The organism is Streptomyces shenzhenensis (genome assembly GCF_021462265.1).
Taxonomy (GTDB): domain Bacteria; phylum Actinomycetota; class Actinomycetes; order Streptomycetales; family Streptomycetaceae; genus Streptomyces; species Streptomyces shenzhenensis.
In genome coordinates this window covers 13,973-35,767 of the sequence record NZ_JAJONF010000065.1, presented here as the reverse complement: position 1 = coordinate 35,767, position 21,795 = coordinate 13,973, and the positions used below count along the sequence as shown (strand labels likewise).

Annotated in this window: 17 protein-coding genes and 1 tRNA gene; 5 read left to right on the top strand and 13 right to left on the bottom strand. The window is 68.4% G+C overall.

Going from position 1 to position 21,795, the window contains the following annotated elements; all coding sequences use genetic code 11:
• On the bottom strand, positions 1 to 305 hold a 305-nt coding region (locus tag LQ326_RS43325; protein WP_234544584.1), incomplete at its 3' end, for a hypothetical protein.
• A gap of 871 nt (positions 306 to 1,176) precedes the next feature.
• Between LQ326_RS43325 and LQ326_RS43320 the strand changes: the two genes are divergently transcribed.
• Together LQ326_RS43320 and LQ326_RS43315 are read left to right on the top strand one after the other, a co-directional pair.
• Entirely contained in the window at positions 1,177 to 1,521 is a 345-nt protein-coding gene (locus LQ326_RS43320; protein WP_234544583.1) for a hypothetical protein, read from the top strand.
• Between the two features lie 64 nt (positions 1,522 to 1,585).
• Positions 1,586 to 2,059, top strand: a complete 474-nt coding sequence (locus tag LQ326_RS43315) for a Fic family protein (protein WP_308402157.1) — start codon at positions 1,586 to 1,588, stop codon at positions 2,057 to 2,059.
• A 615-nt stretch (positions 2,060 to 2,674) separates the two neighbouring features.
• Here LQ326_RS43315 and ligA read toward each other — a convergent pair.
• A complete protein-coding gene (ligA, locus tag LQ326_RS43310) occupies positions 2,675 to 4,765 on the bottom strand; it encodes an NAD-dependent DNA ligase LigA (protein ID WP_234544581.1) in 2,091 nt (696 codons plus the stop codon).
• A gap of 421 nt (positions 4,766 to 5,186) precedes the next feature.
• Complete coding sequence (locus LQ326_RS43305; RefSeq protein ID WP_234544580.1) at positions 5,187 to 6,014, bottom strand: SAM-dependent methyltransferase; 828 nt, start codon at positions 6,012 to 6,014, stop codon at positions 5,187 to 5,189.
• Between the two features lie 515 nt (positions 6,015 to 6,529).
• Between LQ326_RS43305 and LQ326_RS43300 the strand changes: the two genes are divergently transcribed.
• Positions 6,530 to 6,606 (top strand) — tRNA-Met (locus tag LQ326_RS43300).
• 219 nt (positions 6,607 to 6,825) lie between these two features.
• Here LQ326_RS43300 and LQ326_RS43295 read toward each other — a convergent pair.
• The 9 genes from LQ326_RS43295 to LQ326_RS43255 all read right to left on the bottom strand — a co-directional run bounded on the left by LQ326_RS43295 (position 6,826) and on the right by LQ326_RS43255 (position 17,414).
• Positions 6,826 to 8,841, bottom strand: coding sequence for a right-handed parallel beta-helix repeat-containing protein (locus LQ326_RS43295; RefSeq protein ID WP_234544579.1), 2,016 nt, complete (start codon positions 8,839 to 8,841; stop codon positions 6,826 to 6,828).
• Positions 8,842 to 9,329: 488 nt separating this feature from the next.
• Positions 9,330 to 10,004, bottom strand: a complete 675-nt coding sequence (locus tag LQ326_RS43290) for an alcohol dehydrogenase catalytic domain-containing protein (RefSeq protein ID WP_234544578.1) — start codon at positions 10,002 to 10,004, stop codon at positions 9,330 to 9,332.
• Positions 9,992 to 10,330 (bottom strand): L-rhamnose mutarotase, encoded by a 339-nt coding sequence (locus LQ326_RS43285; RefSeq protein WP_234544577.1) that lies wholly within the window; start codon positions 10,328 to 10,330, stop codon positions 9,992 to 9,994. The genes LQ326_RS43290 and LQ326_RS43285 overlap by 13 nt, the downstream gene beginning before the upstream one ends.
• A complete protein-coding gene (locus tag LQ326_RS43280; protein ID WP_234544576.1) occupies positions 10,327 to 11,220 on the bottom strand; it encodes an amidohydrolase family protein in 894 nt (297 codons plus the stop codon). Before LQ326_RS43280 ends, LQ326_RS43285 begins: the two co-directional genes overlap by 4 nt.
• Positions 11,217 to 12,164, bottom strand: coding sequence for an aldo/keto reductase (locus LQ326_RS43275; RefSeq protein WP_234544575.1), 948 nt, complete (start codon positions 12,162 to 12,164; stop codon positions 11,217 to 11,219). The genes LQ326_RS43280 and LQ326_RS43275 overlap by 4 nt, the downstream gene beginning before the upstream one ends.
• Positions 12,161 to 14,089: a DUF8034 domain-containing protein gene (locus LQ326_RS43270; protein WP_234544574.1), complete on the bottom strand. Its 1,929-nt coding sequence runs from the start codon at positions 14,087 to 14,089 to the stop codon at positions 12,161 to 12,163. Before LQ326_RS43270 ends, LQ326_RS43275 begins: the two co-directional genes overlap by 4 nt.
• A gap of 106 nt (positions 14,090 to 14,195) precedes the next feature.
• Positions 14,196 to 15,155, bottom strand: a complete 960-nt coding sequence (locus tag LQ326_RS43265; protein ID WP_234544573.1) for a carbohydrate ABC transporter permease — start codon at positions 15,153 to 15,155, stop codon at positions 14,196 to 14,198.
• Positions 15,145 to 16,008 carry a carbohydrate ABC transporter permease gene (locus LQ326_RS43260; protein ID WP_234544587.1) on the bottom strand — a complete coding sequence of 288 codons (864 nt, stop codon included), beginning with the start codon at positions 16,006 to 16,008 and terminating at the stop codon, positions 15,145 to 15,147. The genes LQ326_RS43265 and LQ326_RS43260 overlap by 11 nt, the downstream gene beginning before the upstream one ends.
• Before the next feature lie 47 nt (positions 16,009 to 16,055).
• On the bottom strand, positions 16,056 to 17,414 hold the full coding sequence (locus LQ326_RS43255; protein ID WP_234544572.1) for an ABC transporter substrate-binding protein: 1,359 nt from the start codon (positions 17,412 to 17,414) through the stop codon (positions 16,056 to 16,058).
• A gap of 394 nt (positions 17,415 to 17,808) precedes the next feature.
• Here LQ326_RS43255 and LQ326_RS43250 point away from each other — a divergent pair, with 394 nt between their 5' ends.
• Positions 17,809 to 18,570 (top strand): FadR/GntR family transcriptional regulator, encoded by a 762-nt coding sequence (locus LQ326_RS43250; RefSeq protein ID WP_234544571.1) that lies wholly within the window; start codon positions 17,809 to 17,811, stop codon positions 18,568 to 18,570.
• Positions 18,571 to 18,837: 267 nt separating this feature from the next.
• On the top strand, positions 18,838 to 19,098 hold the full coding sequence (locus LQ326_RS43245; RefSeq protein ID WP_234544570.1) for a hypothetical protein: 261 nt from the start codon (positions 18,838 to 18,840) through the stop codon (positions 19,096 to 19,098).
• 1,265 nt (positions 19,099 to 20,363) lie between these two features.
• Here the strand turns inward: LQ326_RS43245 and LQ326_RS43240 are convergent.
• Entirely contained in the window at positions 20,364 to 21,788 is a 1,425-nt protein-coding gene (locus LQ326_RS43240) for a cytochrome P450 (protein WP_234544569.1), read from the bottom strand.
• Positions 21,789 to 21,795 lie beyond the last annotated feature (7 nt).

Genomic DNA, 21,795 nt, shown 5'->3' with positions numbered 1-21,795 from the left:
GGCGAATCGTAGTCAAACTCAAACGTCTCTATGGCGGCGTCGGCCGGGAACTCTGGGTGGTCGTGCCAGATTCCAGCGAAGGCGACCAGAAGGTTCCATGAAGCGGTTGCATGCAACTCGGTCCCTGCCGACTGCTCAGGTGCAACGGCTCGATGGAAGCGCACCGCAGCGATCTGTTTGTCTGCGGCCAGACGCAGAGCCATGGCAGTGCGGCGGGCTTCGCCTTGAAGCGGGGCCGCGTCGGGGATGCGCGCCGACACGAAACGGACCAGCTGCGTGACCTGGTCGTCAGTGATCCGTTCCACCCATTCCCCCAGCGGCTACGAGCCTATTCGCCTGGTGCGGCAACAACTATCGCACCTCAGAGCACTCCTCGCCGTGGCCTGACGCTCCGCTCAGCGTGATCTACGAATGCACCGAGGCCAACACGGCACGGACGACTGATGCCCCGGGCGACCTCCTGAGGTGCCCAGATCCTTGACCAAAGACATAGGGCCCGCCCCCAGCACCCGCGGGGCACGGTCTGGCACCGACGGCGCCGTCAGCAGCCTGAGCAGACGCGTCCGCCCCGCGGTCAGCCGCAACCGGCGGCACAGCCGTGCGGCAGGACGGCCGCCGAGCTCGCTCGCGATCGACCAGCAGCCAGCCCACCAGCCCGGCGCTGGAACGGCGCTACCGCGCGGACAGCCCCGGCACCCACTCGACGAACGTCGTGCGGGAACAGCTCCCGCGGCCGCAGAAGTACCTGCCCGCCCGCAGCCGGACCACGACTCTACGCGAGCCCAACGGCCGCTCATCCAGGGTGCGTTGATACGCACTGTGTACGCGGCGGGCCTGCTTGCGGCAGATCGGGCACCGGCCCGGACAAGCCGTCGACACCGCCTCCACCACCAGGACGTCCGAGGAGTCGCTCACCCTCTCCACCCGCACATCGATCCCGGGAAACAGCACATCCTCAACCGTCCTGCTCGCCACGGCAGGAAGTGCGCTGCCGAAACGATCCCGCACTATTGCCGCTGCCCTGGGGACTCACGGAACTGCGGACAGAGCCCGTACAGATGAACGTACCCAGCCGGCGCCGCCTCAGGCGAAGCGCGAGGGCCCGCGCCTTGCTGGGGGTCTGGCAGTAGATCGGTAGCACCAGAAACCTGCGTGCCGAAGCCACGAGTCTTTGGCATGATCGCTCAGTTGTCCTGCCCTGCCCGGTTCTGGAGGAACACCACGGCCATCAACTACGATCTCGCGCCGGCCTGGCTGCCGTGGTCTGCCGTCGATCCCAGCCGCATCGCCTTCGCCTGGGACGAAGCGGAGGCATCTGAGATCACCACAGTGATTGCCTCGATGGTGCCTGCTGAAGAGATCGAGTGGGAAGAGAGGTATTCCTTCACCACTGAGGTAACGGCGCTGAGCCTTGGCTGCCTGGCTCCAGGTCAGGAGCCACATCGACTGGAATTCCGCGGCCGGACGGATACCGGACCCGGTCGAGCCCGTCGTGGACGGCCTCGCAACCTGGTGCAGTGAACAGGGCCGTTCCCCGGACCCCGCCCGTAGCCGTCGACTGCTCGCGGCGCTGGCACGGTCGCGCATGGACGCCTCCCACAGGCACCCCCTCACCTGCACGCTTCTGACTGGATGGCAGCAGTTGGTCCTCGGCATGCCTGAGGTCCAGTTCCGACAAGGCGACGCCTTCGCCAAGGGCAGCCGCGAACGCTACGCCCTGACGTCGCACACGGAGCGCACCTTCGAACAATGCCTGCGTGAGAGCGCCGATCGGCGAATCCCCCTGGCCTCCCGCGCGGCCAGGGCCTATCTGGACGTGATCTTCTTTCACCCTTTCCCGGACGGGAACGCCCGCCTCGCCATGCTCACCCTCGCCTACGTCCTGGAGTCGGAGGGAGTCCGACTCGATCAGGTCGGCCCTTGCAGACCACGCGCTATGCGGGCGACGCCGTCGGGGCGGCAGACCTGGCTGCCCTGGTTTTCATCCTCATCCGCTCGACCCGCCAACGGGCCACCCGGCTCCGCCAATGACGGACAGCCTTCCCCCGGGTTCTCTTGATCGGGTCCACCGGGAGGTGAGCATGTCTGTCCGTACGCGGCCGAACAGGTTCACGTGTACGCCGCCAACGGGTGACCAAGCCACTCGCAGCCGCCCGCCGGGCCGTCGACACTCACGCATCGGCCAGCGCGGGCAACTGACCTGGAACGCAAAAAGGGCCAATCGGTGACCCGCCACCGCCAGCAGCTCGACCAGCGTCTGGAGCACGACGTGCGCCAGACCGCTCTCGCCGCGGGCCTGCCGCACCGCTTCCGCCTCCTGGAGAAGACCGCGGTCACGCTCGGCGTCCCCCCTGACCGGCGAGATCGACCTCCTGGTCGCCGACCCCACAGCCCACCGCCTGTGGCTGATCGAGGCGAAGAACCCCACCGGGGCCGTCGCGGCAGCGCCGGGACGTTTCCCCATGCAGGAAGTCCCACCTGCTGTCCTCAACCATACGCAACCGCACCCCCCTGCCCCCGAGGACGAGCCCGTCGCCTTCCCGGCGGGCACCGATCTCGTCGAGGAGGCCGCCCACACAGCCCTGCCGTCCTCGTAGCACGTGCAGACCGACAGCACCTCACCCCGCGCTGGCTGAGGGAGATCGGGAAAGGACATGTCCCTCCTGCGACGGTGTCAGACGAGGTAGTCGGCGACGAGGGTGGCGAACTCATCGGGCGTGGCGAGCCGGATGCCGAGGTCTTCGGCTCTGGCGCGCTTTGACCCGGCGTTGTCACCCGCGACGACCAGGTTGGTCTTCTTGGACACGCTGGAGGAGGAGCGGCCGCCGGCCCGCTCGATGAGTTCGTTCATCTGGTTGCGGCTGAGCTGTTCCAGAGGCCCGGTCATCGCGCCCGTGACCACGACGGTCATCCCGGTGAGGGGGCCGGCTGCCGGGGTGGAGGCTGCGGTCGTACCCTCGGTGACGGTCTCTGTGGCGGCCGGCGTGAACATGGCGCCGGGCTCAGTCATGTTCACCCCGGCGGTGGCGAGTTTGTCGATCAGCGGGGCGAGTTCGGCGAGTTCGGCGACGATGGACGGCGCTTTCTCGGGGCCGATGCCCTCGACCTGCTGGAGAGCCTCGGCGTCCGCGGCTCGGATGTTCTCCATGGTCGCGAAGTGCCGGGCGATCCGCCGGGACATGGACCGGCCCGTGCCGCGGACGCCGAGCGCGCACAGCACCCGCGACAAAGGCTGCGCCTTGGCCGCGGCCAAGGCGGCCAGAAGGTTGCCGGTGCTGGTGTCGCCCATCCGTTCCAGGGCGAGGAGCTGGTCACGGGTGAGGGTGAACAGGTCGGCGAGATCGGTGACCAGGCCCGCCTCGACGAGCTGAATGACCCGCGTGGCGCCCAGGCCTTCGACGTCGAGCTGATCGCGGCCTGCGGCGTAGGAGAGGGAGGCGACCAGGTGGCAGTTGCGGCCCTGCTCGCAGCGCCAGCGTTCCTGGCTGGTGTCGATGCCGGACCCGCACCGTGGGCACAGCTGCGGGAACACGATCGGCTGCTCGGTGCCGGTGCGCAGGTGGGCCACGGGCGCCTCGATGCGCGGGATGACATCGCCGGCACGGTGGACCATGACGTGGTCGCCCAGACGCAGATCGCGGCGGGTGATGTCGGCCGGGTTGTGCAGGGTGGCGTAGGTGATGGTGGAGCCGTCGATGACGACCGGTTCCAGGACCCCACGCGGGGCGATGATCCCGGTGCGGCCGACGTTCCATTCCACCGCCAGCAGCCGCGTGATCTTCTCCACGGCCGGGAGCTTGTAGGCGATCGCCCAGCGCGGGGCGCGGGAGCCGGATCCGGCGGCCTGCCGGTCGGCGGCGAGGTCGGCCTTGACGACGATCCCGTCGATCCCGAACATCAGTCCGGCCCGGGCCGCGGCGATCTCCTGCACCCGGGCGAGGACCTGCTCCACGGATTGGGCGACGGTGTCCGGGACCGGGGTGCGGGCGCTGGTGTGCACGCCGAGCCCGGCGACCAGGTGCATCAGGTCGCTGTGCGCGGACGCGGTCAGCCGCTCGGCCAACGTCGGGTCGGTGCCCGGCAACGGAAGGAGTCCGTAGCCGAAGAACGTGGTCGGCGCCGTGTAGAGGCGCTCGCGCGCCCGCAGGGTGCCCGCCGCGGCATTGCGCGGGTTGGCGAACGGAAGCCCGCCGTGCTCGGTGCGCACGGTGTTCGCGTACTCGAACTGGGCGCTGGTCATGAGGACTTCGCCGCGCACCTCCACGGTGACCGGCTCGGCCAGCTGCTCGGGCAAGCCTTCGATGGTGCCGATCGCGTGCGAGACGTCCTCCCCGGCCGTCCCGTCGCCGCGGGTGACCAGCCGGGTGAGCCGGCCACCGGTGTAGCGGGCGGCGATCGCGAGGCCGTCCAGCTTCGGCCCGACGTGGAAGCGGGTGACCTCGTGTCCGAGACGGCGGGCCAGGGACTCGGTCCAGGCGGTGAACTCCTCCGCTGAGAACACGTTGTCCAGGCTCAGCATCGCCGCCGTGTGCGGGACATCGCCCTCCGCCGCGCCGCCGGCCACCTTCCCCGTGGGAGAGTCGGGCAGCACCTGTTCGGGGTGTCCGGCCTCGTACACGGCAATCTCGCGCACCAACCGGTCGTAGGCGTCGTCGTCCAGCGGCGACGTACCGCCTGCGTAGTACGCGGCCGCCGCACCGACAGCCTCCTCGACGGCGTGCATGTAGGCGGCCGCGTCCGTGATCTCTGCTACCCGTGTTGTCATGACCGGCATCCTGCCGTCCACCACTGACAACGGGACCTCCCGGATGGCCGAACCTCAGGGGGCGCCGGCCGGCCTGGCGACAGCCTCACGGAGTCCGGCGGCCGGGTTCAGCCAGTGGTCGAGCATCCGGGCATGGACGGCAGCGGTGCCTCGCCCGGCGCCGCACTGGTGCGTTGACGGATCGCTGCGAACAGGCCGGAGTGGCTCTTCCCGATGGGGTAGTCGATCCGCTCGTAGCGCAGTTGGAGAGTGGCAGTGCGGTCGAGGGACTTGAGGAGAACCAGCCCGAGGCTGAGGCCTTCTGGCAGACGGCTCCTGAAATCCGCTCACTTGCCGGTGTCGATGCCGAGGAGCTTCGCCACCCCGCCGACCTGCTGGCCGGAGGCGCAGTTCCCCGGCGATCGTCATCCGGGGATCACGGCTAGGCTTTCCGGGCCAGTCCGGCGGCGATGAGGTGTTCCCAGACGGTGAGCTCTCGTCTTTCGCCGCTGTTCCACGGGGTGTCGCTCTCGTCGGGACGCCACAGGGACGCGGAGACGATCCCGGGGTCGAGGATTTCCAGGCCGTCCAGCAGGGAGGCGATCTCCGCGTCGGTGCGCCACCGGCCGCGGCCGAACGTCTGCTGGAGGACCTTCTCGGCCTCCGTGGTCTCCGGGTTGTTGCCGGAGCGGAAGTGGCTGATGAAGAAGTAACTTCCGGAGGGGACGTGGTCTCGCCAGTATCGGACGATGCCAGCCGGGTCCTCGTCATCGTTGACGTGGTGGAGGATGGCGCTGAGGATGACGGCGACGGGACGAGTGAAGTCGATGATTTCCAGGGTGTCGGGGTGAGTGTGGATGCCTTCGGGGTTGCGCACATCGACCGCGACGACGCGGGTCCGGTCGTTGTTCTCCAGCAACGCGCGGCCGTGGACCAGCACTTGGGGGTCGGTGTCGACGTAGACGACCCGGGACTCGGGGGCGTGCCGTTGCGCGACCTGGTGGACGTTGTCCGCGGTCGGCAGGCCGCTGCCCAGGTCGATGAACTGCCGAATGCCGGTGGTCTTCGCGATCTCCCCGACCGCGCGGGTCAGGGCCGCGCGGTTGGCGAAGGCGATGGCCACCGAACCGGGAAGGTCGCGCTTGAACACGTCGCCGATCTCACGGTCCACGGCGTAGTTGTCCTTGCCGCCGAGCAGGTAGTCGTAGACGCGGGCGATGCTGGGCTTGGCCGGGTCGATGGAGGAGCCTTCGTACGTCATGGCTGCCATTCTTTCCCGCAACGTCGCCTGCGCACCCTCGTTTTGGGGATCCTCCCGCCGGTCGGGGGCGGCGGGAGGGCATGGATGCCTGGGCTCGGTGGCAGGCGCCTCGATCGGATGACAGGGCGACTGGTTTCACTGTCCAAGGACACATCGCATTCCGTCACCCCGGCAGTGCATTCCGCCGGTTCCCCTCCCCTCGCCTGGAGTGCGGCGCGGCCTGTTTTTCCAGTAGCAGGTGGGGCGGACTTCTGCCCGGTCTCGAAGCTGCGTGTCGTAGCCCGCTGGTGCGACACTCGCACCCTCCGGCCCCTCCTGTAGAGCGAGGCCCCCGTCCACAGGCGACTACGTCAACGTCTCGTTCGCCCCCTGAAGGTCAGGAAGCCTGTTCGTCGTGGAGCTTGAGCAGACCGGCAGGCACTCGCGGACCACTTCGGCCAGCGCACAGCGGCAAACCGGAGGGACGGCCCGACGCCATAAATCCCTGTAGGCGCCGTACGGATGCCGTACGGTAGAGACACCGACGCGGGGTGGAGCAGTTCGGTAGCTCGCTGGGCTCATAACCCAGAGGTCGCAGGTTCAAATCCCGCCCCCGCTACCAACGTCTGGCCCCCGGAGACATTTCGTCGCCGGGGGCCAGACGTATCGGGTGCCTTCGCATGTCAACATGCTGTTACCGGAGTTCGACGGAGTACGAGGCGCTGGGCAACTCTCATCCGTCGGTGCCTTCGCCGATGTCCTCGACGATGGCGTCGTCGCTGGGGCTTCTGCCTCCTTGCTGCCCATCCGCTCGGCAGGTCCAGGACGGGTTCTGCGAAGGTCAAGGCCGGTTCAGGCGTGCCTGGGGCAGCACGGGCTCGATGCCGGCCTCCTTCATGACGCGTTGTGCCTCGGCAGGCCAGTCGGTGCCGCTGATCTGTACGTTTCCGTTCAGGACGTTGTTGTGGGGCGATCCTGTGGACACCTGGGTCACGCCGCTGTTGTACCAGTTCTCAGTGAAGGTGTTGTCGTTGGTGTTGTTGGTGCCGCTCGCGTTGGTGAAGGCCCACACGCCCGCGTCCTGGATGACGTTGTGGGTCAGCGTCACGTACCTGGAGCCTTCGTCCAGGTAGAGGCCGACGGTGCGGTGGTTGTCGTAGATGTAGTTGTCGGACAGGACGCTGCCAGGACTTGCGGAGAGGTTGTAGAGACTTCCACCGTCGTGGAAGACCTTCTTCGTGCCGTGGATGAGGTTGTAACGCACGATGTTGCGCGACAAGGTCGTCGCAGTCGTGTAGACCGGCTGGTAGTTGTACAGGCCGCGGTTCTTGTAGTCCTGGCTGCCGCCGGGGTCGTTGGCGCCCCAGCCCCAGCCGACGTCGATTCCGTCATAGGCGAGGTCCGAGACCTCGTTGTGCTCGATCACGGCATGGGTGACGTAGGTCGACAGGATGCCGGACATGTCCTTGTAGTCCTGGGCGACCCTGCTCACCAGGTTGTTGGTGATGCTGACGTCCCGGTTCACCATCGCCGGATCGGACGGGTGGTGGGCATCCTTCTGCACACCGCCGACGACGATGCCCGCACCGGAGTTGTCGGTGAAGGTGTTGCGGGACACGATGATGTCGGATGCCCCGAGGCCGATACCGGAGCCATGGGCGTTCGCGTCGTTGCCGATGCCCAGGCCCACCTGCCCGAGGTCGGTGAAGGTGTTCTGGGAGAAGGTGATGCCGCTGGCGGCGGACACCTGCACGGCTGCCGGTATCTGATGCCACTCGTTGCGTGTCGCTTCGAACTGCGGGCAGCCGCTGCGGCAGGAGGTGATGAAGTCCGCCGGCTGGGGGTAGGCGGCGGCGATGAACGTTCCGTTCTGCTGATTGGCGTAGCCGATGGAGGTTCCCGGCTCGAGCCACGTGGTGTGCGTGAACCCGAGGCCCTGGAAGGTGACATTGCGCACCGGATGGGTGTAGCTGCCGCTGATCTGGACCAATGATGTGAGGCGCGGCAGCTCGATGTCGCTGTGCGAGGGGTCCTGGCCTGCTGCGGCCTTGTAGTAGAGCTGCCCTGCCCCCGAGTCCAGGTACCACTGTCCGACTGACTTGAGGAACGCGTAGGAGTTCTGCAGTTGGAGGGCGCCGCCGGCGAAGGGGCTGGCGAAGGTGTCGTAACCCCAGTTGTTGTTGTTCCAGGCCGGCTGCTGCATGGTGATCGTGGAGCCGCTGATGCTCTGCACCGGAGAGAAGCGGTCAGTGAAGGAGTCCTGGCTCTCCAGCTCGATCCGGTTCTGATCGGGCAGTGTGGCCAGGTAGTTCAGCGCCGGGTTGACGATGGTCATCCCGCTCGGTGTGATCTTCACGTCGCTGCGGGAGACGGGGATCGCAGCGCGCGGCGCCGGTGCGCCGTCGACGTACAGTTGCCGCGAGTCGCTCCCCTTGGGCACGGGTGCGGCGTAGATGTTGTTCGCTGCGTCCTTGACCTTCCAGCCGGTCACGCGCCGGCCGCCCGACAGGATGGCTTTCTGACCGGGCAGTGCCTGCCAGGTGACGGTGTGTCCGTTGCGGCCGGAGTCGGCGCTGGTGAGCTTCCAGGGTTCCGTCAGCCGGTAGGTGCCGCCGTCCAGCGACACGACGACGTCTGCCTTACCGGAGAGGGTGCGGGCAAGCCTCTGGGCCTGCTGGATGGTGGTGACGTGGTGACCGGCCGATCTGGTCTCCTGGCCTCCGTGGGGAGCGACGATGATCCTGGCCACGGGGTCGGCCGACGCGCGTGCTGCGGGAGCGGCTGCAAGCACGCTGCCGGAGAGAGCGGTGAGCGCCGCGGCGAGGGCCGCGGTCGCGGTGCGTGGATATCGGAGCATGGGTGTCCCAGGGTTGTAGGTGTGAGCTGACGGTTTGCAGCGGGCGGGGATGTGACCCCTTTCCGGCTCGGGGGTTTTCGGTCGCTGCTGTGCGCTGGTGATGGCCTGTCGCTGCCCCGCGTGTCTCGGCTGCGTCGGTCGGCGCATTGGGCGACGCCGGCATGTGTCCGGGCGTGGAACAGGGTTGCGCCGGTCTGGGGTGGCGGTGGCTCGTGAGGGGAATCGTGTGCAGGCTGGGTGTGTTCGGTTGGCGGGTGGCTTCAGTCGGCATCGGGCGCGCCGTTGCGTTGCCGGGTGGACCGGGTCCGCCGCAGCAGAGGCGGGCAGCGTCGGCTCAGCGGCCAAGCCGGCCTCCGTCGACGGGAAGCGGCACGCCGTGTACGTGGTCCGAGGCGGCCGGGGCCTGGAACACCGCTGCTCCCCGAGGTCTTCGGGTCGCGCCCAGCGTCCGGCCGGGATGCGGTCGTCGGTCCAGTCGGTGACCGCCTTCACGGCATCGACAGCGGTGGGGTCGAGGGTCGCCGGCCCCAGGGCTTCGGCGACGCTCCGGCGGTACGGGTCGGGTTCCACCACCAGAAGGTCGGCTCCGGCGCGGCGGGCGGCGACGGCGACCAGCACGCCGATCGGTCCGCCGCCGACGACCAAAGCCTTTTCGCCGGTGCGCAGTTGCGCGCGCCGCACGTCGTGGACGGCCACCGCGGTGGGTTCGGCCGGCGCGGCGTGCTCCAGCGAGCGTGCCGGGGGGAGCCGGACCAGTGTGTCGGCCGGCACGGTCCAGCGCGACGGCAGCGATCCGGTGGCGTCGATCCCGAGAAAGACCAGGTGATGCAGATGTGTCGGTGGCCGGCGCGGCAGGCGGGGCATTGCCCACAGGCGACGAACGGCGTGACGGTGACAGGGGTACCGGCCTCCCACTGCACAACGTCGGGGGCCGTGTCGGCGACGCGGCCGGACATCTCGTGCCCGATCGCTCCCGGAGGATGGATACGGGCGTCCATGGCACCGTGGAAGATGTGCAGGTCGGTCCCGCGGACGCCGGTGTAGGCGACGTCGATGCTCACGTGAACGGCCGGCGGGGGCGCGATGGTGGTGGGGGCCAGGGTGTCCACGGCCAGTGCGCGGGCCGCGGTGTAGGTCACTCGTCGTGCGGTCACTGGACCCATTCCTCCTTCAGGTGCCAGACCTCCTCCAGGTCGGACCAGGTGCCTCCGGCTCCGGTGTCGGACCACGGCTGCTGGCACGGGTCGGTCAGACGCCACCAGCGCTGTGTGGCGGGGTCGGCGGCGATGGCGGCGACATCCGCGTCGAAGTCGTCGCCGTCGTACTCGAAGTAGCTGAACAGGACGTCCCCGCGGAGAAAGATCGTGTAGTTGCGGAAGTGCGCCGCGCGCAGCGCCGCTTCCACCTCCGGCCACACGGCGCGGTGCAGGGCCAGGTATTCCTCGCGTCGTTCCGGGCGCAGCCGGACGGTCTGGGCGTGACGTTTCATCCGGGTTCCCTTCCTGCGTCGGCGGAGGGTGCCGACGTGCGGGTGGGCGGCAGTGAGTAGGTGCGGGTCGTGTTGGTGCGCAGGACGGCATCGGCATCGTCGGCCGACAGGCCGTCAAGTGCGGTGCGGACCAGGTCCAGCCAGGGTCCGTACGCGGTGGCCAGGGTCATCACGGGCCAGTCCCCGCCGTACAGGCACCGGCTGGGACCGAAGATGTCCAGGGCCTCGCGGAGCAGGCAGAGCAGCGTGGTCACGGGGGTGCCGGGCGCCGCTTCGGTGGCCAGTCCGGAGAGTTTGCAGACGACGTTGGCATGGCGTGCCAGGCGCCGCAGAGCCCGGCGCCAGGCGTGGTCGGGGCCGGGTGCGGAGGGCTTGCCGAGGTGGTCCAGGACGATGAGTGTCTTCGGACACGCCGCGCTCAGCTCGGTGAGCTCGTCCAGTTGCCGCTCGCGCACGCAGGCGTCGAAGGGCAGGCCTGCCTCGCCGAGCAGCCGCACACCGGCGCGGAAGTCGGCGCTGTGCGTGAAGCCCGGTTTCTCGTCCTGGATGTTGTGACGTACGCCGACGACGAAGGGGTCGGCGGCCAGGTCGCGGATGGCCGGGGGCGTCTGGTGGGGCTGGTCGAGGCGGACCTGGGCGACGGCTCCGCGGATCCAGGGCATGGTGCGGGCCAGGTCACGTACCCAGTGCACCTCCCGGTCGGCTTGGCCGGGGGTACATCCGGCTTCGACGAACACCGCCTCGATCGGCTCAGGCACGGCGTCGAGGAAGTCAGCGGGGGTGTGGGGCCGGTCCAGGGCGGGGACGGCGGAGAGCCAGGGGTAGATCAGGTGGCGGGGATCCCAGAAGTGGACGTGGCTGTCGATGACCGGGGTGGGTGCGGTGTTCACGGCCGCGCCGGGGGGTGCTGGTCGTCCGGGCGGCCGTTGACCCAGCCCTGGTCGCGCACCGGGGCCAGGCATTCCTCGACGGCGTGCAGCAGCTCCGTGTCCGGCGGCTGAGTGATCCATCCGGCGGTGCGGCGTACCTGGTGTGCGTCGGTGGCACCCACCACGGTGGTGGCGAAGGTGCCGGTTGTGACGGCGAACTGGACGGCTGGCCGCGCGATGTCGTTGCCGCGCGCCTGGCACAGGGCAGCCGCTTGCGCGCAGCGCCTCAGCACGGGTTCGGGAGCAGGGTGCCAGGCGGCTGGCCCGCGCTCGGTCAGAGCTCCCATCGCCAGCGGCGAAGCGTTGATCACCGCTGTGCCGCTCCGGGCGAATCCGGGAACGTAGCGCGCCAGGCGCCGGTCCTGCAGGGTGTACTGGCAGTAGGACATCACCGTGTCCACGGCAGCCCGGTCCGCCACATGGCGCAGGGTGTCGAGCGGGTATCCGGTAATGCCGACCGCCCGCACCAGGCCGGCGTCCTGCAGTTCGCGCAGGGCGGGCAGGGTTTCGTCGGCGATCTGGTCGAGTGCCCCGAATTCGATGTCGTGGCACTGGACCAGGTCGAGGTGGTCGGTGCCCAGGCGCGTCAGGCTCTCGTGCACGCTGTGCTTGACGCGCTCGGCGGTGAAGTCGAAGGTGTCGTCGCCGTAGCGGCCGGCCTTGGTGGCCAGGACATAGCTGGAGCGTTCGATGCCGCGCAGGGCCTTGCCGAGCACCCTCTCGGCGAGGGTGTCCCCGTAGTACGGGGCGACGTCGAAGAAGCAGACACCGAGGTCCAATGCGGTGCGCACCGCGTGGATCCCGTCCGGCTCGGCGAACGCGCCGTAGACCGCGCCCAGCGGTGAGGCGCCGAATCCCAGCTCCGAGACCTCCAGGCCGGTGGAACCCAGCGGGTGGCGTTTCACGATGCCTCCCCCTCGTCCGGCGTTTCGAACGGAGTGCGGTACGACGGGGCCTGGGTGCGCAGGTCGAGCCGGAGGGTGAGACGGACGGTGCTGGAGCGGGGCAGTTCCACCCGGAGCCACGGCCCGTCGACGGTCTTGGACGCCGACGTCGTCGTCGGCGCGGTGTGACCGTAGTCGTACAGGTCGCCGATCCAGGACGCGTCGTCGCAGACACTGTGCTCCACCGAGCGAATGGTGTGCTCGGCGAACGCACCGGCTTGGACGATCAGTGAACGCGGGGATTCCGGGTCGAGGTTGACCAGGTCGACGACCGTGGCGTCCGGATCGATCGACGACACCAGGGCCGCGACGTCCGGGGGCAGTCCGGGACGCTGTGCGGCGGCGTCGTAGTACCGCACGCGTGCCTGCTGCAGCCCGCCGTTGTAGACCACCTGCGGGCCGCCCCAGGTGAGCTGGACCAGCGCTTCGGTGACCACGGGGTTGGACTGCTGCCACAGGTGGATGTCCGCCTCCGGCACGTCCCGGTCGCGGTAGTTCTCCATACGTGACAGCCGGTGGCGCACCTGGGCCTGCGCGGCGGCCAGGATCTTCTCCGGGTAGGCGGGGTCGTCTCCCGCGAGGAAGGCCAGCCAGGGCTCCTCGTGGCCGGCCTCCTCCTTGCTGCGGAAGGAGCGGACGGTGCGCCAGTCGTATCCGGCCCCCGCGCGCAGCCGCTCGATGCGCTTGCGATCGGTGTCCGAGACCGTGTGGTGCCACAGCGCGGTCGGTACCGCCATGAGCATGGGGTTGTAGTCGAACCAGCCGTTGTCGTTGCGCCGGAAGGGCACGTGCAGGGTGGGGGTGTGCACGTCCTCGGCCAGCTGCGGGATCCACTTGGAGGTGATGCTGGAGTCGGTCTCGGTGAAGGCCATCACCTTGCCGTGCGCGATCAGTTCGTCCAGAGCCGGGCGGACCAGGTCGAGGCAGGAGTCGTCGCCGGTGACGGCAGCCCCCGCGAGTGCGGCTACGAGGGCCGCGTGCCCCACGCTGTACCAGCCGTGCGGCCAGGACCAGCCGTAGTGGCCGCCGTACCAGCGGCCCTCCAGCAGGCCGCCGACGGTGCCGTCGGGCGCGACGTTGTCCGGCAGGATGCCCCCGTTGGCGGACGCGCGTTCGCGCCAGGCGCCGACGTACTCGGTTATCCAGTCCGCGTAGCGCTGCTCGCCGGTGACGATCCAGGCGTTCAGGACGAGTCCCGTCGCGGCGAGGTTGACCGCGGTGTCGCCGGAGCCCATGCGCCGGCGCATCTCCTCCCCCAGGCGCGGATCGGCCTCGAGCGGGGGTTCGGCGTCCGCGGGCAGGATCCAGTCGAGGGGGAAGCCGTACATCTGTGCTTCCTTGGGCAGCCACGGGTAGGCGTCGCCGTCGAAGAGGCCTTCGCGGGCGGCGTCGCTGCCGTTGTGCGGGCGGCGGATGATGCGGTGCTCGGGGTCATAGTTGCCGTGCCGGGGATCGACGTACAACTCGGCGAATCGGCAAGCGCGTTCGGCCCACCGCTCAGGGGCGGCCATGCACAGGAAGTACAACAGCAGCAGGCTCTCGCCCTGATGGAACCAGTCGTAGCCGCGCTCGTACTCGTCCTTGAGCATGCCCAGCTCGGTCAGCTGGCGGGTGACGCCCTCCCAGTGCCGCTCGGCCTGGGCGAGCAGGTCGTCGGCCCCGCCGAGCAGGTACAGCTGGGGCCAGTTGAAGAACACCTCGTAGAAGTCGTCGACGCCGTCGCGGGAGGTGAGTTCGCCCGTGTAGCGCAGCCGCCCGTCGGGCCCGGTGAAGTCGCGGGCGAAACGGCGCCAGGCCCGGTCGAGCAGGCCGAACAGCTCACGCTGCGCTGTCGCCCAGCCCGGCGGTTCGAGCAGCGGCACCGAGGCCGTGATGACGGGAAGCATGGGGGAACTCCGTTCGCGTTCGGGCGCGGCTGCGTTCGGGCATCGCGCGGACTGCATACCGCCTGGGAACCCGGTGTGCTGTTCGTGGTGCGGCGCCGGCCGGTGGTCAGTTCTTGGTCGCGCCGGCGAGCATGCCGGCCACCAGGAACCGCTGGGAGAAGAGGAAGACGATCAGGACAGGGGTGATCGCCAGGAGCGTGGCCAGGGCCAGTTCGGGGCGCTGGATCTCCAGTCCGCTCGCCGTCGGGTTGAACTGGGGGACGGAGTCCAACAGCGTGCCCAGGCCCACCTGCACCGGGAACTGGTCGCTCTCGGGCAGCATCACGTACGGCAGGAAGTAGTTGGTCCAGTTCGCCACGAAGCTGAAGAAGCCGACCAGGGCGACAACGGGAGCGGCCAGGGGAAGCGCCACCCGGCGGAAGACACCGAACTCCGAACACCCGTCCAGTCGGGCCGCGTCCAGCAGTTCATGGGGCAGCGCGGTGCTGAAGTAGATGTAGGTCAGGTACACCCCGAACGGGTAGAAGGCGTACGGCAGGATGATCGACCACATCGAGCCGATCAGACGGACCGCGTTGATCTCCAGGAACAGCGGGACGATCAGGGTGGCGTTCGGCATGAGCATCACCACGAGGGTGGACATCAGCAGGGTACGCCGGCCCTTGAACTCGGTCATCGCCATCGCGTACCCGGCGGGCACGGCCACGCACAGGGTGATCAGGAGGGCGAGGAAGGAATAGAGGGCCGAGTTGCGCAGCCACAGGAAGATGGCGTCGTCCTGGTAGGCGGTCAGTCCCTTCCAGTTGGCGCGCAGCGCGCTGAAGGAGCCGAACGACAGCGGGTGGTTGTGGACCAGTTGGGCGTCGGTCTTCGTGGCCGCCAGCACCAACCACAGCACCGGCAGGACGAAGAAGACCAGGAACAGCAGGAGCACCAGGATGGACAGAGGATTCAGGCGGCTCCACAGCAGGCGTCCGCGCCCGGCGCGCCGCCCGGGGCGGTCCGGTCCGCGCCCGCTGCCGGGCAGGCGGGTGATGTCGGCGGGCTGCCGGACGTCAGTCTGCATCGAAGAACCCCGATCTGGCCACGAAGACTCCTGCCACGACCAGCCCCACCACCAGCAGTTCCACCGACACGGCGGCCGCGGTGTTGACGTCGTTGTTCTGGAACGCGAAGTCGTAGGCAAGCTGGTTGAGGGAATAGTCCCGGCCGGCGACACCGACGCTCGCCTGGGACAGCAGCTGCGGTTCGACGAACAGTTGGGTGCCGCCCGCGAACGTCAGGATGACCATGTAGACGATCCACTTGCGCAGCAGGGGTATCTGGATCCGCCAGGCCGTCTGCCAAGCCCCTGCCCCGTCGAGCCGTGCCGCTTCCAGGACGTCGGGCGAGATGTTGTTCAGCGCCCCGTACATCACCACGATCCAGCCGCCCGCTCCGGTCCAGAAGGCGATCAGGGTGAACAGGATCGGCAGGTGCCCGGGGGCGATGACCTCTCCGAAGCTGTGATAGCCGAGGGCCTCCAGCAGGAAGCCGACCGGACTGACCGTGGGATCCAGGACGAACAACCACACCAGGACACCGGCCGCGCCCGCCAGCGCGCCGGGCACGTAGTACAGGAACCGCAGAGCCCTGCTGACGCCCCTGAGCGCCATCCGCTGCAGCAACAGCGCCAGTCCGACGACGAAGACGACCAAGGATGCCAGCCACCACAGCAGATACAGGGCGACGTGCGCGACGGCGGAGCCGAAACGGAAGTCACTGACGGCGGCGGTGAAGTTGGACAGGCCCGTGAAGGAGCCGCCGGCGTCGGTGAAAGCGAAGTAGATCGCATAGCCGGTCGGCACGAGGCCGAACGCGACCAGCAGGACCACATACGCGGCCACGAAGCAGTGCCCGGCCCGGCCGGGCCAGCGGATGTACGCCCTGCCTGCCTGGGGCCGGCCGGACTTGAGAGCGGGCGCGGTCACTGGCTCACCTGGTAGCCGTCGGCGCGGGCGTAGTCGACGATCGACTTCTTCCAAGCCGGAAGCAGGGAGACGATGGACTTGCCCGCCGTCAGCCCCGGTGTCACCGTGGCCGCCCAGACGGCCTCCTGACTGAACTGGCCATAGCCCCACCGGGGCCAGACCTGTTGCGCCGCTTCCTTGAGCGGCGTGGCGATGTCGCCTGCGAAGTAGTTCGAGGCGGCCTGCTTGGCCAGCCAGTTCTTCGCCGCGGGACCATAGGCCGGGTAACCGGGTGCGACGTTTGCCTGGTAGTCGTCCGAAGTGGTCACCCACGTCATGAAGGCCGTGGCGGCCTTCAGGTTCGTGCTGTGGGCCGACAGCAGCCAGGTGCCACCGCCCACATTGCCCGCCGTCGGGGTGGTGTCGGCCGCCCACCGCGGCATCGGTGCCACGGCGATCTGCTTCGCCGGAGTCTTGAACGTTCCTTGGAACAAGGCGCCCCCGAACCACGACGGGCCGGGCATCAGCAGGATCTTGTCGGCCTGGTTCTTGTCGAAGTCCGAACTGAACACGCTGCTGAGGGACATGGTCTTGCTCGTGACAAGGCTGTCGAGCAGCGAGGCCATGCGGGTGCACTCGGCGCTCGTGGTGTCGACCTTGACCGCCTTGGGCCCGGTGATCTGGTTGGCGCCGCACTTGCCCGCCCACAGGTAGACCTCCGGAGTCCAGGGGTCGCCGGCCGAGCCGATCACATAGCCGGGGTGGTCGGCCGCCACCTTCTTGCCCAGAGCCTGGTACTCCTCCCAGGTCGCGGGAACTTTGTACCCCCACTTCTTCATCAGCGGCGCGTTGTACCAGAGCACGGTCTGGGCGAGGTCGTTGCGCAGGCAGTACAGGGTGCCGTTGACGGTGCAGGGCGTGTTGGCACCCTTGGCCCAGCCGTCGAGCGTCTGCCTGGGGATGAGGCCGTTGTCCAGCGGCGCAGCGAAGCCGGCGTCCACCGCCCAGGTCGTCTCGTTGTTCTGGGTGCTGAACACCACGTCCGGCCAGCCCTTGCGGGTGCGGTTGAACAGACTGACCTTGGTGCGCAGGTAGTTGGAGCCGTTGGCGTCCCCGTCATAGGTAACGACGTTCATCTTCACGCCGGGGTGCTGCTGTTGATAGAGCTTGGCTGCTGCCGCGCGTGAGGAGTCCACCCACACGGTCAGCGTGCCGCCGGTCTGCTTGGCCGGCTTGAAGCCGTGCTGGGAGCCGCTGCCGGTACCGCTGCCGCACGCGGCAGCGCCGGCCAGCAGGAGAGCGCTGGTCACGGCCAGCAGGCCGCGGTGTCTGTGGCTTCCACCTGGTGTGCCGGCTGTGCGGACCTTGGTTGTCATGAAGCACTCCACTACGTCGTGGCGGCCGCCCGTCTCTGGACAGCGCCGCACATGTCACCTCCCGGACGGGTTCGCCGTTACACACGACTCACGGGGCCCCGCCGGGCGAAGCCGCATCGACCAGAACACCCCGGGCACGCAGCATCACTCATTGGTCACACATAACAAGCGCCGAGCAAGGTTTCGTCAACATAATGAGCATGTTTATTTTCAAGATCTTTTGCCTTCGATGATCGACTAAACCGTTCAAATAGCCTGAATAAGGGCGCACAATTCTCCTGTGCAGGCAGAATGAGTACTACACATTCTGGCTGCACGCGGGCCGGTGTACGCTACTGTGTGCGCGGAAGCGGCCGGGTACCGCAGGCCTGCGGCGAAGATGAGGAGGCGGTCGTTGGACGGCGATCCCCCACTGGCGACGGACAGCTCCACCGAGCAGGACAGCACGGCATACCGGCCCGGCTATGAACTCGTGGCAGAGGAGATCCTGCGCCTCATCGCCGAATCCCAGCTGCAACCGGGCGAGCGGATGCCCACGGAGAGCCAGCTGGCGTCACGCCTGGGCACCAGCCGGACCGTGGTGCGAGAAGCAGTCAAGATCCTTTCGGCGCTCGGACGAGTCCGCGCACAAAAGGGCCGCGGCCTCTTCGTGGCCAACGACCCCGGCATGCTGAGCTCTTCACGCCTGGGAAGCTTCTTCCTCCCCACCGATCTCGACCACATCTACCGCTTGTTCGAGTTCCGTCGCGTGCAGGAGGAAGCAGCCAGCCGGCTGGCTGCGGCACGGGCGACTCCGGCGGATCTGCGGGCGATCGAAAGTGCGGCCGAGACCTGCCGCGAGGGCTACCTCACAGGCCGTCAAGAACTCTTCGAGCACGGCGATGACGACTTTCACCTCAGCATCGCCAAAGCCTCGCAGAACCCCTTCCTCGTGGAGGCGGTCCGCGAAGCCCGCCGACTGCAGCGGCAGTCCAGCACCATGGGACTGCACGGCACCGTCGGCGGCCACGCCAAGGGAGCCGTGACCGAGCACGCGGCGATCTACCAAGCCATCAGAGACGGAGACCCAGAGGCCGCAGCTCAAGCAGCCACAGTCCATCTGGACCAGACCCTTGAGGACTACCGCCGCGAAATCCAGCGCCGCGTGTTCGGTTAGACGCGCGCCGCCATCCGCATCCTCACCCGGGTCCGGACCGCCCAAGCCCCCGGCACACCGGACCGGTCCTTGCGCTGCCCCGCCTCTCTGCCCGTCCCCCGCGACACACAGGCAGAGCCACCTTCCACCCAGTCCCACCACGGTGACCACCACCCGCGGGGGGACTACTCTCGCCACGAAGGACAGACCCGGCACCTGCATGCCGCACCCGCGCCACACCGGCTGGACGGCCGCATCGCACTCGGGCTCGCCCTGTGCGGCCCGTCCATGGCGACGCCGGCGGAGAACGAGTACGAGTTCGGCCTCGCTCGCGAACTGGGACTGCCGATCTCCCTGTACGCCGGGATGGCGGGCCTGCCCGGCGCGGTCGACCAGCTCGGGCGCCAGGGCCTTCTCGGACCTGACGTGAACTATGTCCACGCCACCGAGTTCGCCGAGCAGGAATGGACACAGGTCACGGAATCGGGCGGGACCGTATCGGCCACCCCGACCGTGGACATGACCCGGGCCGGCAGCGCCCGCGGCTGAAGCGCTTTGGCGTCGCTGCGGCCCTGGAGACGGTTCCTGTTGTGGCGCTTCCACCTGGCGAGTGCCACCTCCTGCTCGTCGCCGCGTGTCAGGCTCGGCTGAAGGTGCGCCCTCGCGCTGAATCGAAGTCCGCGAGCTGCTGGAGTCCACTGGTCTCCGCGTTGGTTCCCGGCCCATCCCGGCAGAGCCTCGAGTCCGGCCTCCTGAGCAGCCGACAGCACATCGCGGCGGGTGCACCGGGAGTTCGGCCAGAGGCAGATGAGGTAGCCGTTCCACGCCTCGCGCTGCCTGATCGACGAATCGGGCCGCCCGGTAGCGGGGCAGAATTGCTGCATCACCGCGACCTTCTTGTCGTGGGCGCCCTGGTAGGGGTCCCAGGACCCAGCGGGCACCTTCTCCATGGCCCCGGAGAGCAACTCCGCCCGCCGGCCACGGAGTTTGTTCGCCACACGCTCGCATCGCGGCGCCACAGCACCCGCTCCCGTTCACGCGGGTCGTCAGTTCAGCCCACCGCAGACAGCGGTCGTAGCCGGCCGAGAAGTCAGCCTCGTTCGCGGTCTGGGCCGACCGTCCGGCAAGCCTCACAAGGCGTTCGGCCCCATCGGGCCGAAGGCGGCCGGTGCGCTGCGGCTTCGGGGCGGCGCGAGAAGCGCGACGATGGTGACCGGCTGCCGACAGTGGGGACAGTTGCGGGTTGCGGTCGGCTCCAGCGGGTCACGTTCCGCGGCCGCTTGCTCACGCGCGAGGGGCGGGCTGAGAGGTTTGGACGGTGCAGGCAGCTCGGGCCACGACGGCAGAGAAGTGGTCTCACCGAGACGACGTGCGCGGTCTTCGTCTCTTGCCTGGTCGCGGCGGCGCCCAGCATCTTTGCGACAGGCCGGAGAACAGTAGGTCTGGCGAGTGGTTTTGACGCCTTGAAGGGGCCGTTGCAGACCAGGCAGACACGCCGGCCCCGGATGTCGTCGCTGGTGCGGGCAGCGCTGCGGCACTTTCCCGAGCAGTAGGTCCGACGGCGGCCGACCGCCGTCCTGAGACTGTCCGGTCTGAGGTGGTTGGAGGCCACACTCCGCAAGGCGTCGAGACAGCCGGACTCCAGCAGTCAGGGTCAGTGCCAAGCCCGCTGCGCTGCGCGACCGCCTACGCCGACACTTGTTGGACTGCTTCTTCGCCGCCGTGAGCGGTTTGCCTGCCTCCGATGAGTGTCCCGGGCGGGCTGCTGATCGGATCTTCGGTTTTCGGGCGCGGGCCGGGCGAGCGCCTGCTGATTAAGAGGATCCGAAGGAAATGGTCAGTTTGTCCGGCTTGACGGTGATGGCTGTCTGAGGGCGGGGAGGGCGGGAGACGAGGCGGAGACGGGGCCAGGTTTGCAGGATGGTTGCCAGGATGATCTGCATTTCGGTCCAGGCGAAGTTCTCCCCGATGCACTTGCGACGGCCGTCTCCGAAGGCGAAGAGGGAATCGCGGGTTGTGGGTACGCGATCGGAGGGCCAGCGGTCGGGGTTGAAGGTGGCCGGTTCGGGGAAGTGGGCGGGGTCGTTCTGGTGAAGGTAGGGGCTCCACACGATGTCGGCGCCCTGGGGGATGTGGTGGCCGCCTAGGTCGATGTCCCGGGTGGCGATTCGGGTCACCATCCAGGCCGGCCCGTATTTTCGGACGGCTTCCTGTAGGACCTGCCGGCTGTAGGGGAGCCGGTCGAGGTCTTCTTGGATCAAGGGCCGCCCGGTGCAGACGGCAGTGAGTTCGGCGCGCAGGCACTGTTCGATCTCGGGGTGTTGGGTGAGCTCGTACAACGTCCAGGCGAGGGTGGTGGCCGTGGTCTCAATCGCCGCGTTCATCAGGGTGATGGCTTCATCCTGGAGCTGCCGACGGGTGAACTGATCCCCGGCTGTCAACAGGGTTTCGAACAACCTGGCCTGCGCGTTGTCGGCGGCGGCCCTGTGGGGGCATCCTGCAGCTTCGGCCGGATCATGGGCGGTGGCGGGGGGTGTGCCCACCGGCCGACCGGAGTGGTGGTCGATGGCCTGGTCGATGAGGGCACGCAGGCGGGCGACCCGGTGGGTGTGGGCTCGGTTCGCGGGCAGCGGGAGTCGGGTCACCCAGGGGGGCAGGATGGTCTGCCGGATCGCTCCCTTCATGATCACGGGCATGAGGACGGCGAACTCCCTTTGCAGGTTCGCGGGTAGATCCATGCCGAAGAGAGCGACGAGGAAGGCGGCGAGGGTGACGTCGTTCATGTCCACGAACACGTTGCGGAGTTGATCTTCCTCCCATGCGCTGACCATGGACCTGACCTGGTCGATCATGGCGTTGCCGCGGGTGGCGATATGGGCCTTGTTGAACATGGGCTGCATCAGGCGGCGGTTGCGCAGGTGGATGTCGCCGTCGGCGACAGTGGCCAGACCGTCGCCGAAGACACCCCGCAGGACTTCGAAGACCTTTCCGCCCTTCGCGAAGTGCGCTGCCTCGGTGACCAGTACGGTGCGGGTGAGCTCAGGATCGGTGACCACGTATGCGGGGGTCGGGCCCAGACGTATGCGGACAACGCTGCCGTGGTCACGAAGCGAGGTGATGAACGGCAGCGGGGTCTTCGCCAGATAGTGGGCATGCCCGATCAGCGGGAGCCCGCCAGGCGCGGTCGGAACAGAGGCAGATGTGGGGGGTGAGGCGGTCACGGCCTTGACGCTCCTCATGCCAGGA

Bases quoted from the DNA above. Each gene is read 5' to 3' on its own strand.
- LQ326_RS43320 (WP_234544583.1), top strand. From the start codon at position 1,177: ATGATCGCTCAGTTGTCCTGCCCTGCCCGGTTCTGGAGGAACACCACG.
- LQ326_RS43315 (WP_308402157.1), top strand. From the start codon at position 1,586: ATGGACGCCTCCCACAGGCACCCCCTCACCTGCACGCTTCTGACTGGA.
- ligA (WP_234544581.1), bottom strand. From the start codon at position 4,765: ATGACAACACGGGTAGCAGAGATCACGGACGCGGCCGCCTACATGCAC.
- LQ326_RS43305 (WP_234544580.1), bottom strand. From the start codon at position 6,014: ATGGCAGCCATGACGTACGAAGGCTCCTCCATCGACCCGGCCAAGCCC.
- LQ326_RS43295 (WP_234544579.1), bottom strand. From the start codon at position 8,841: ATGCTCCGATATCCACGCACCGCGACCGCGGCCCTCGCCGCGGCGCTC.
- LQ326_RS43290 (WP_234544578.1), bottom strand. From the start codon at position 10,004: ATGGGTCCAGTGACCGCACGACGAGTGACCTACACCGCGGCCCGCGCA.
- LQ326_RS43285 (WP_234544577.1), bottom strand. From the start codon at position 10,330: ATGAAACGTCACGCCCAGACCGTCCGGCTGCGCCCGGAACGACGCGAG.
- LQ326_RS43270 (WP_234544574.1), bottom strand. From the start codon at position 14,089: ATGCTTCCCGTCATCACGGCCTCGGTGCCGCTGCTCGAACCGCCGGGC.
- LQ326_RS43265 (WP_234544573.1), bottom strand. From the start codon at position 15,155: ATGCAGACTGACGTCCGGCAGCCCGCCGACATCACCCGCCTGCCCGGC.
- LQ326_RS43255 (WP_234544572.1), bottom strand. From the start codon at position 17,414: ATGACAACCAAGGTCCGCACAGCCGGCACACCAGGTGGAAGCCACAGA.
- LQ326_RS43245 (WP_234544570.1), top strand. From the start codon at position 18,838: ATGGCGACGCCGGCGGAGAACGAGTACGAGTTCGGCCTCGCTCGCGAA.
- LQ326_RS43240 (WP_234544569.1), bottom strand. From the start codon at position 21,788: ATGAGGAGCGTCAAGGCCGTGACCGCCTCACCCCCCACATCTGCCTCT.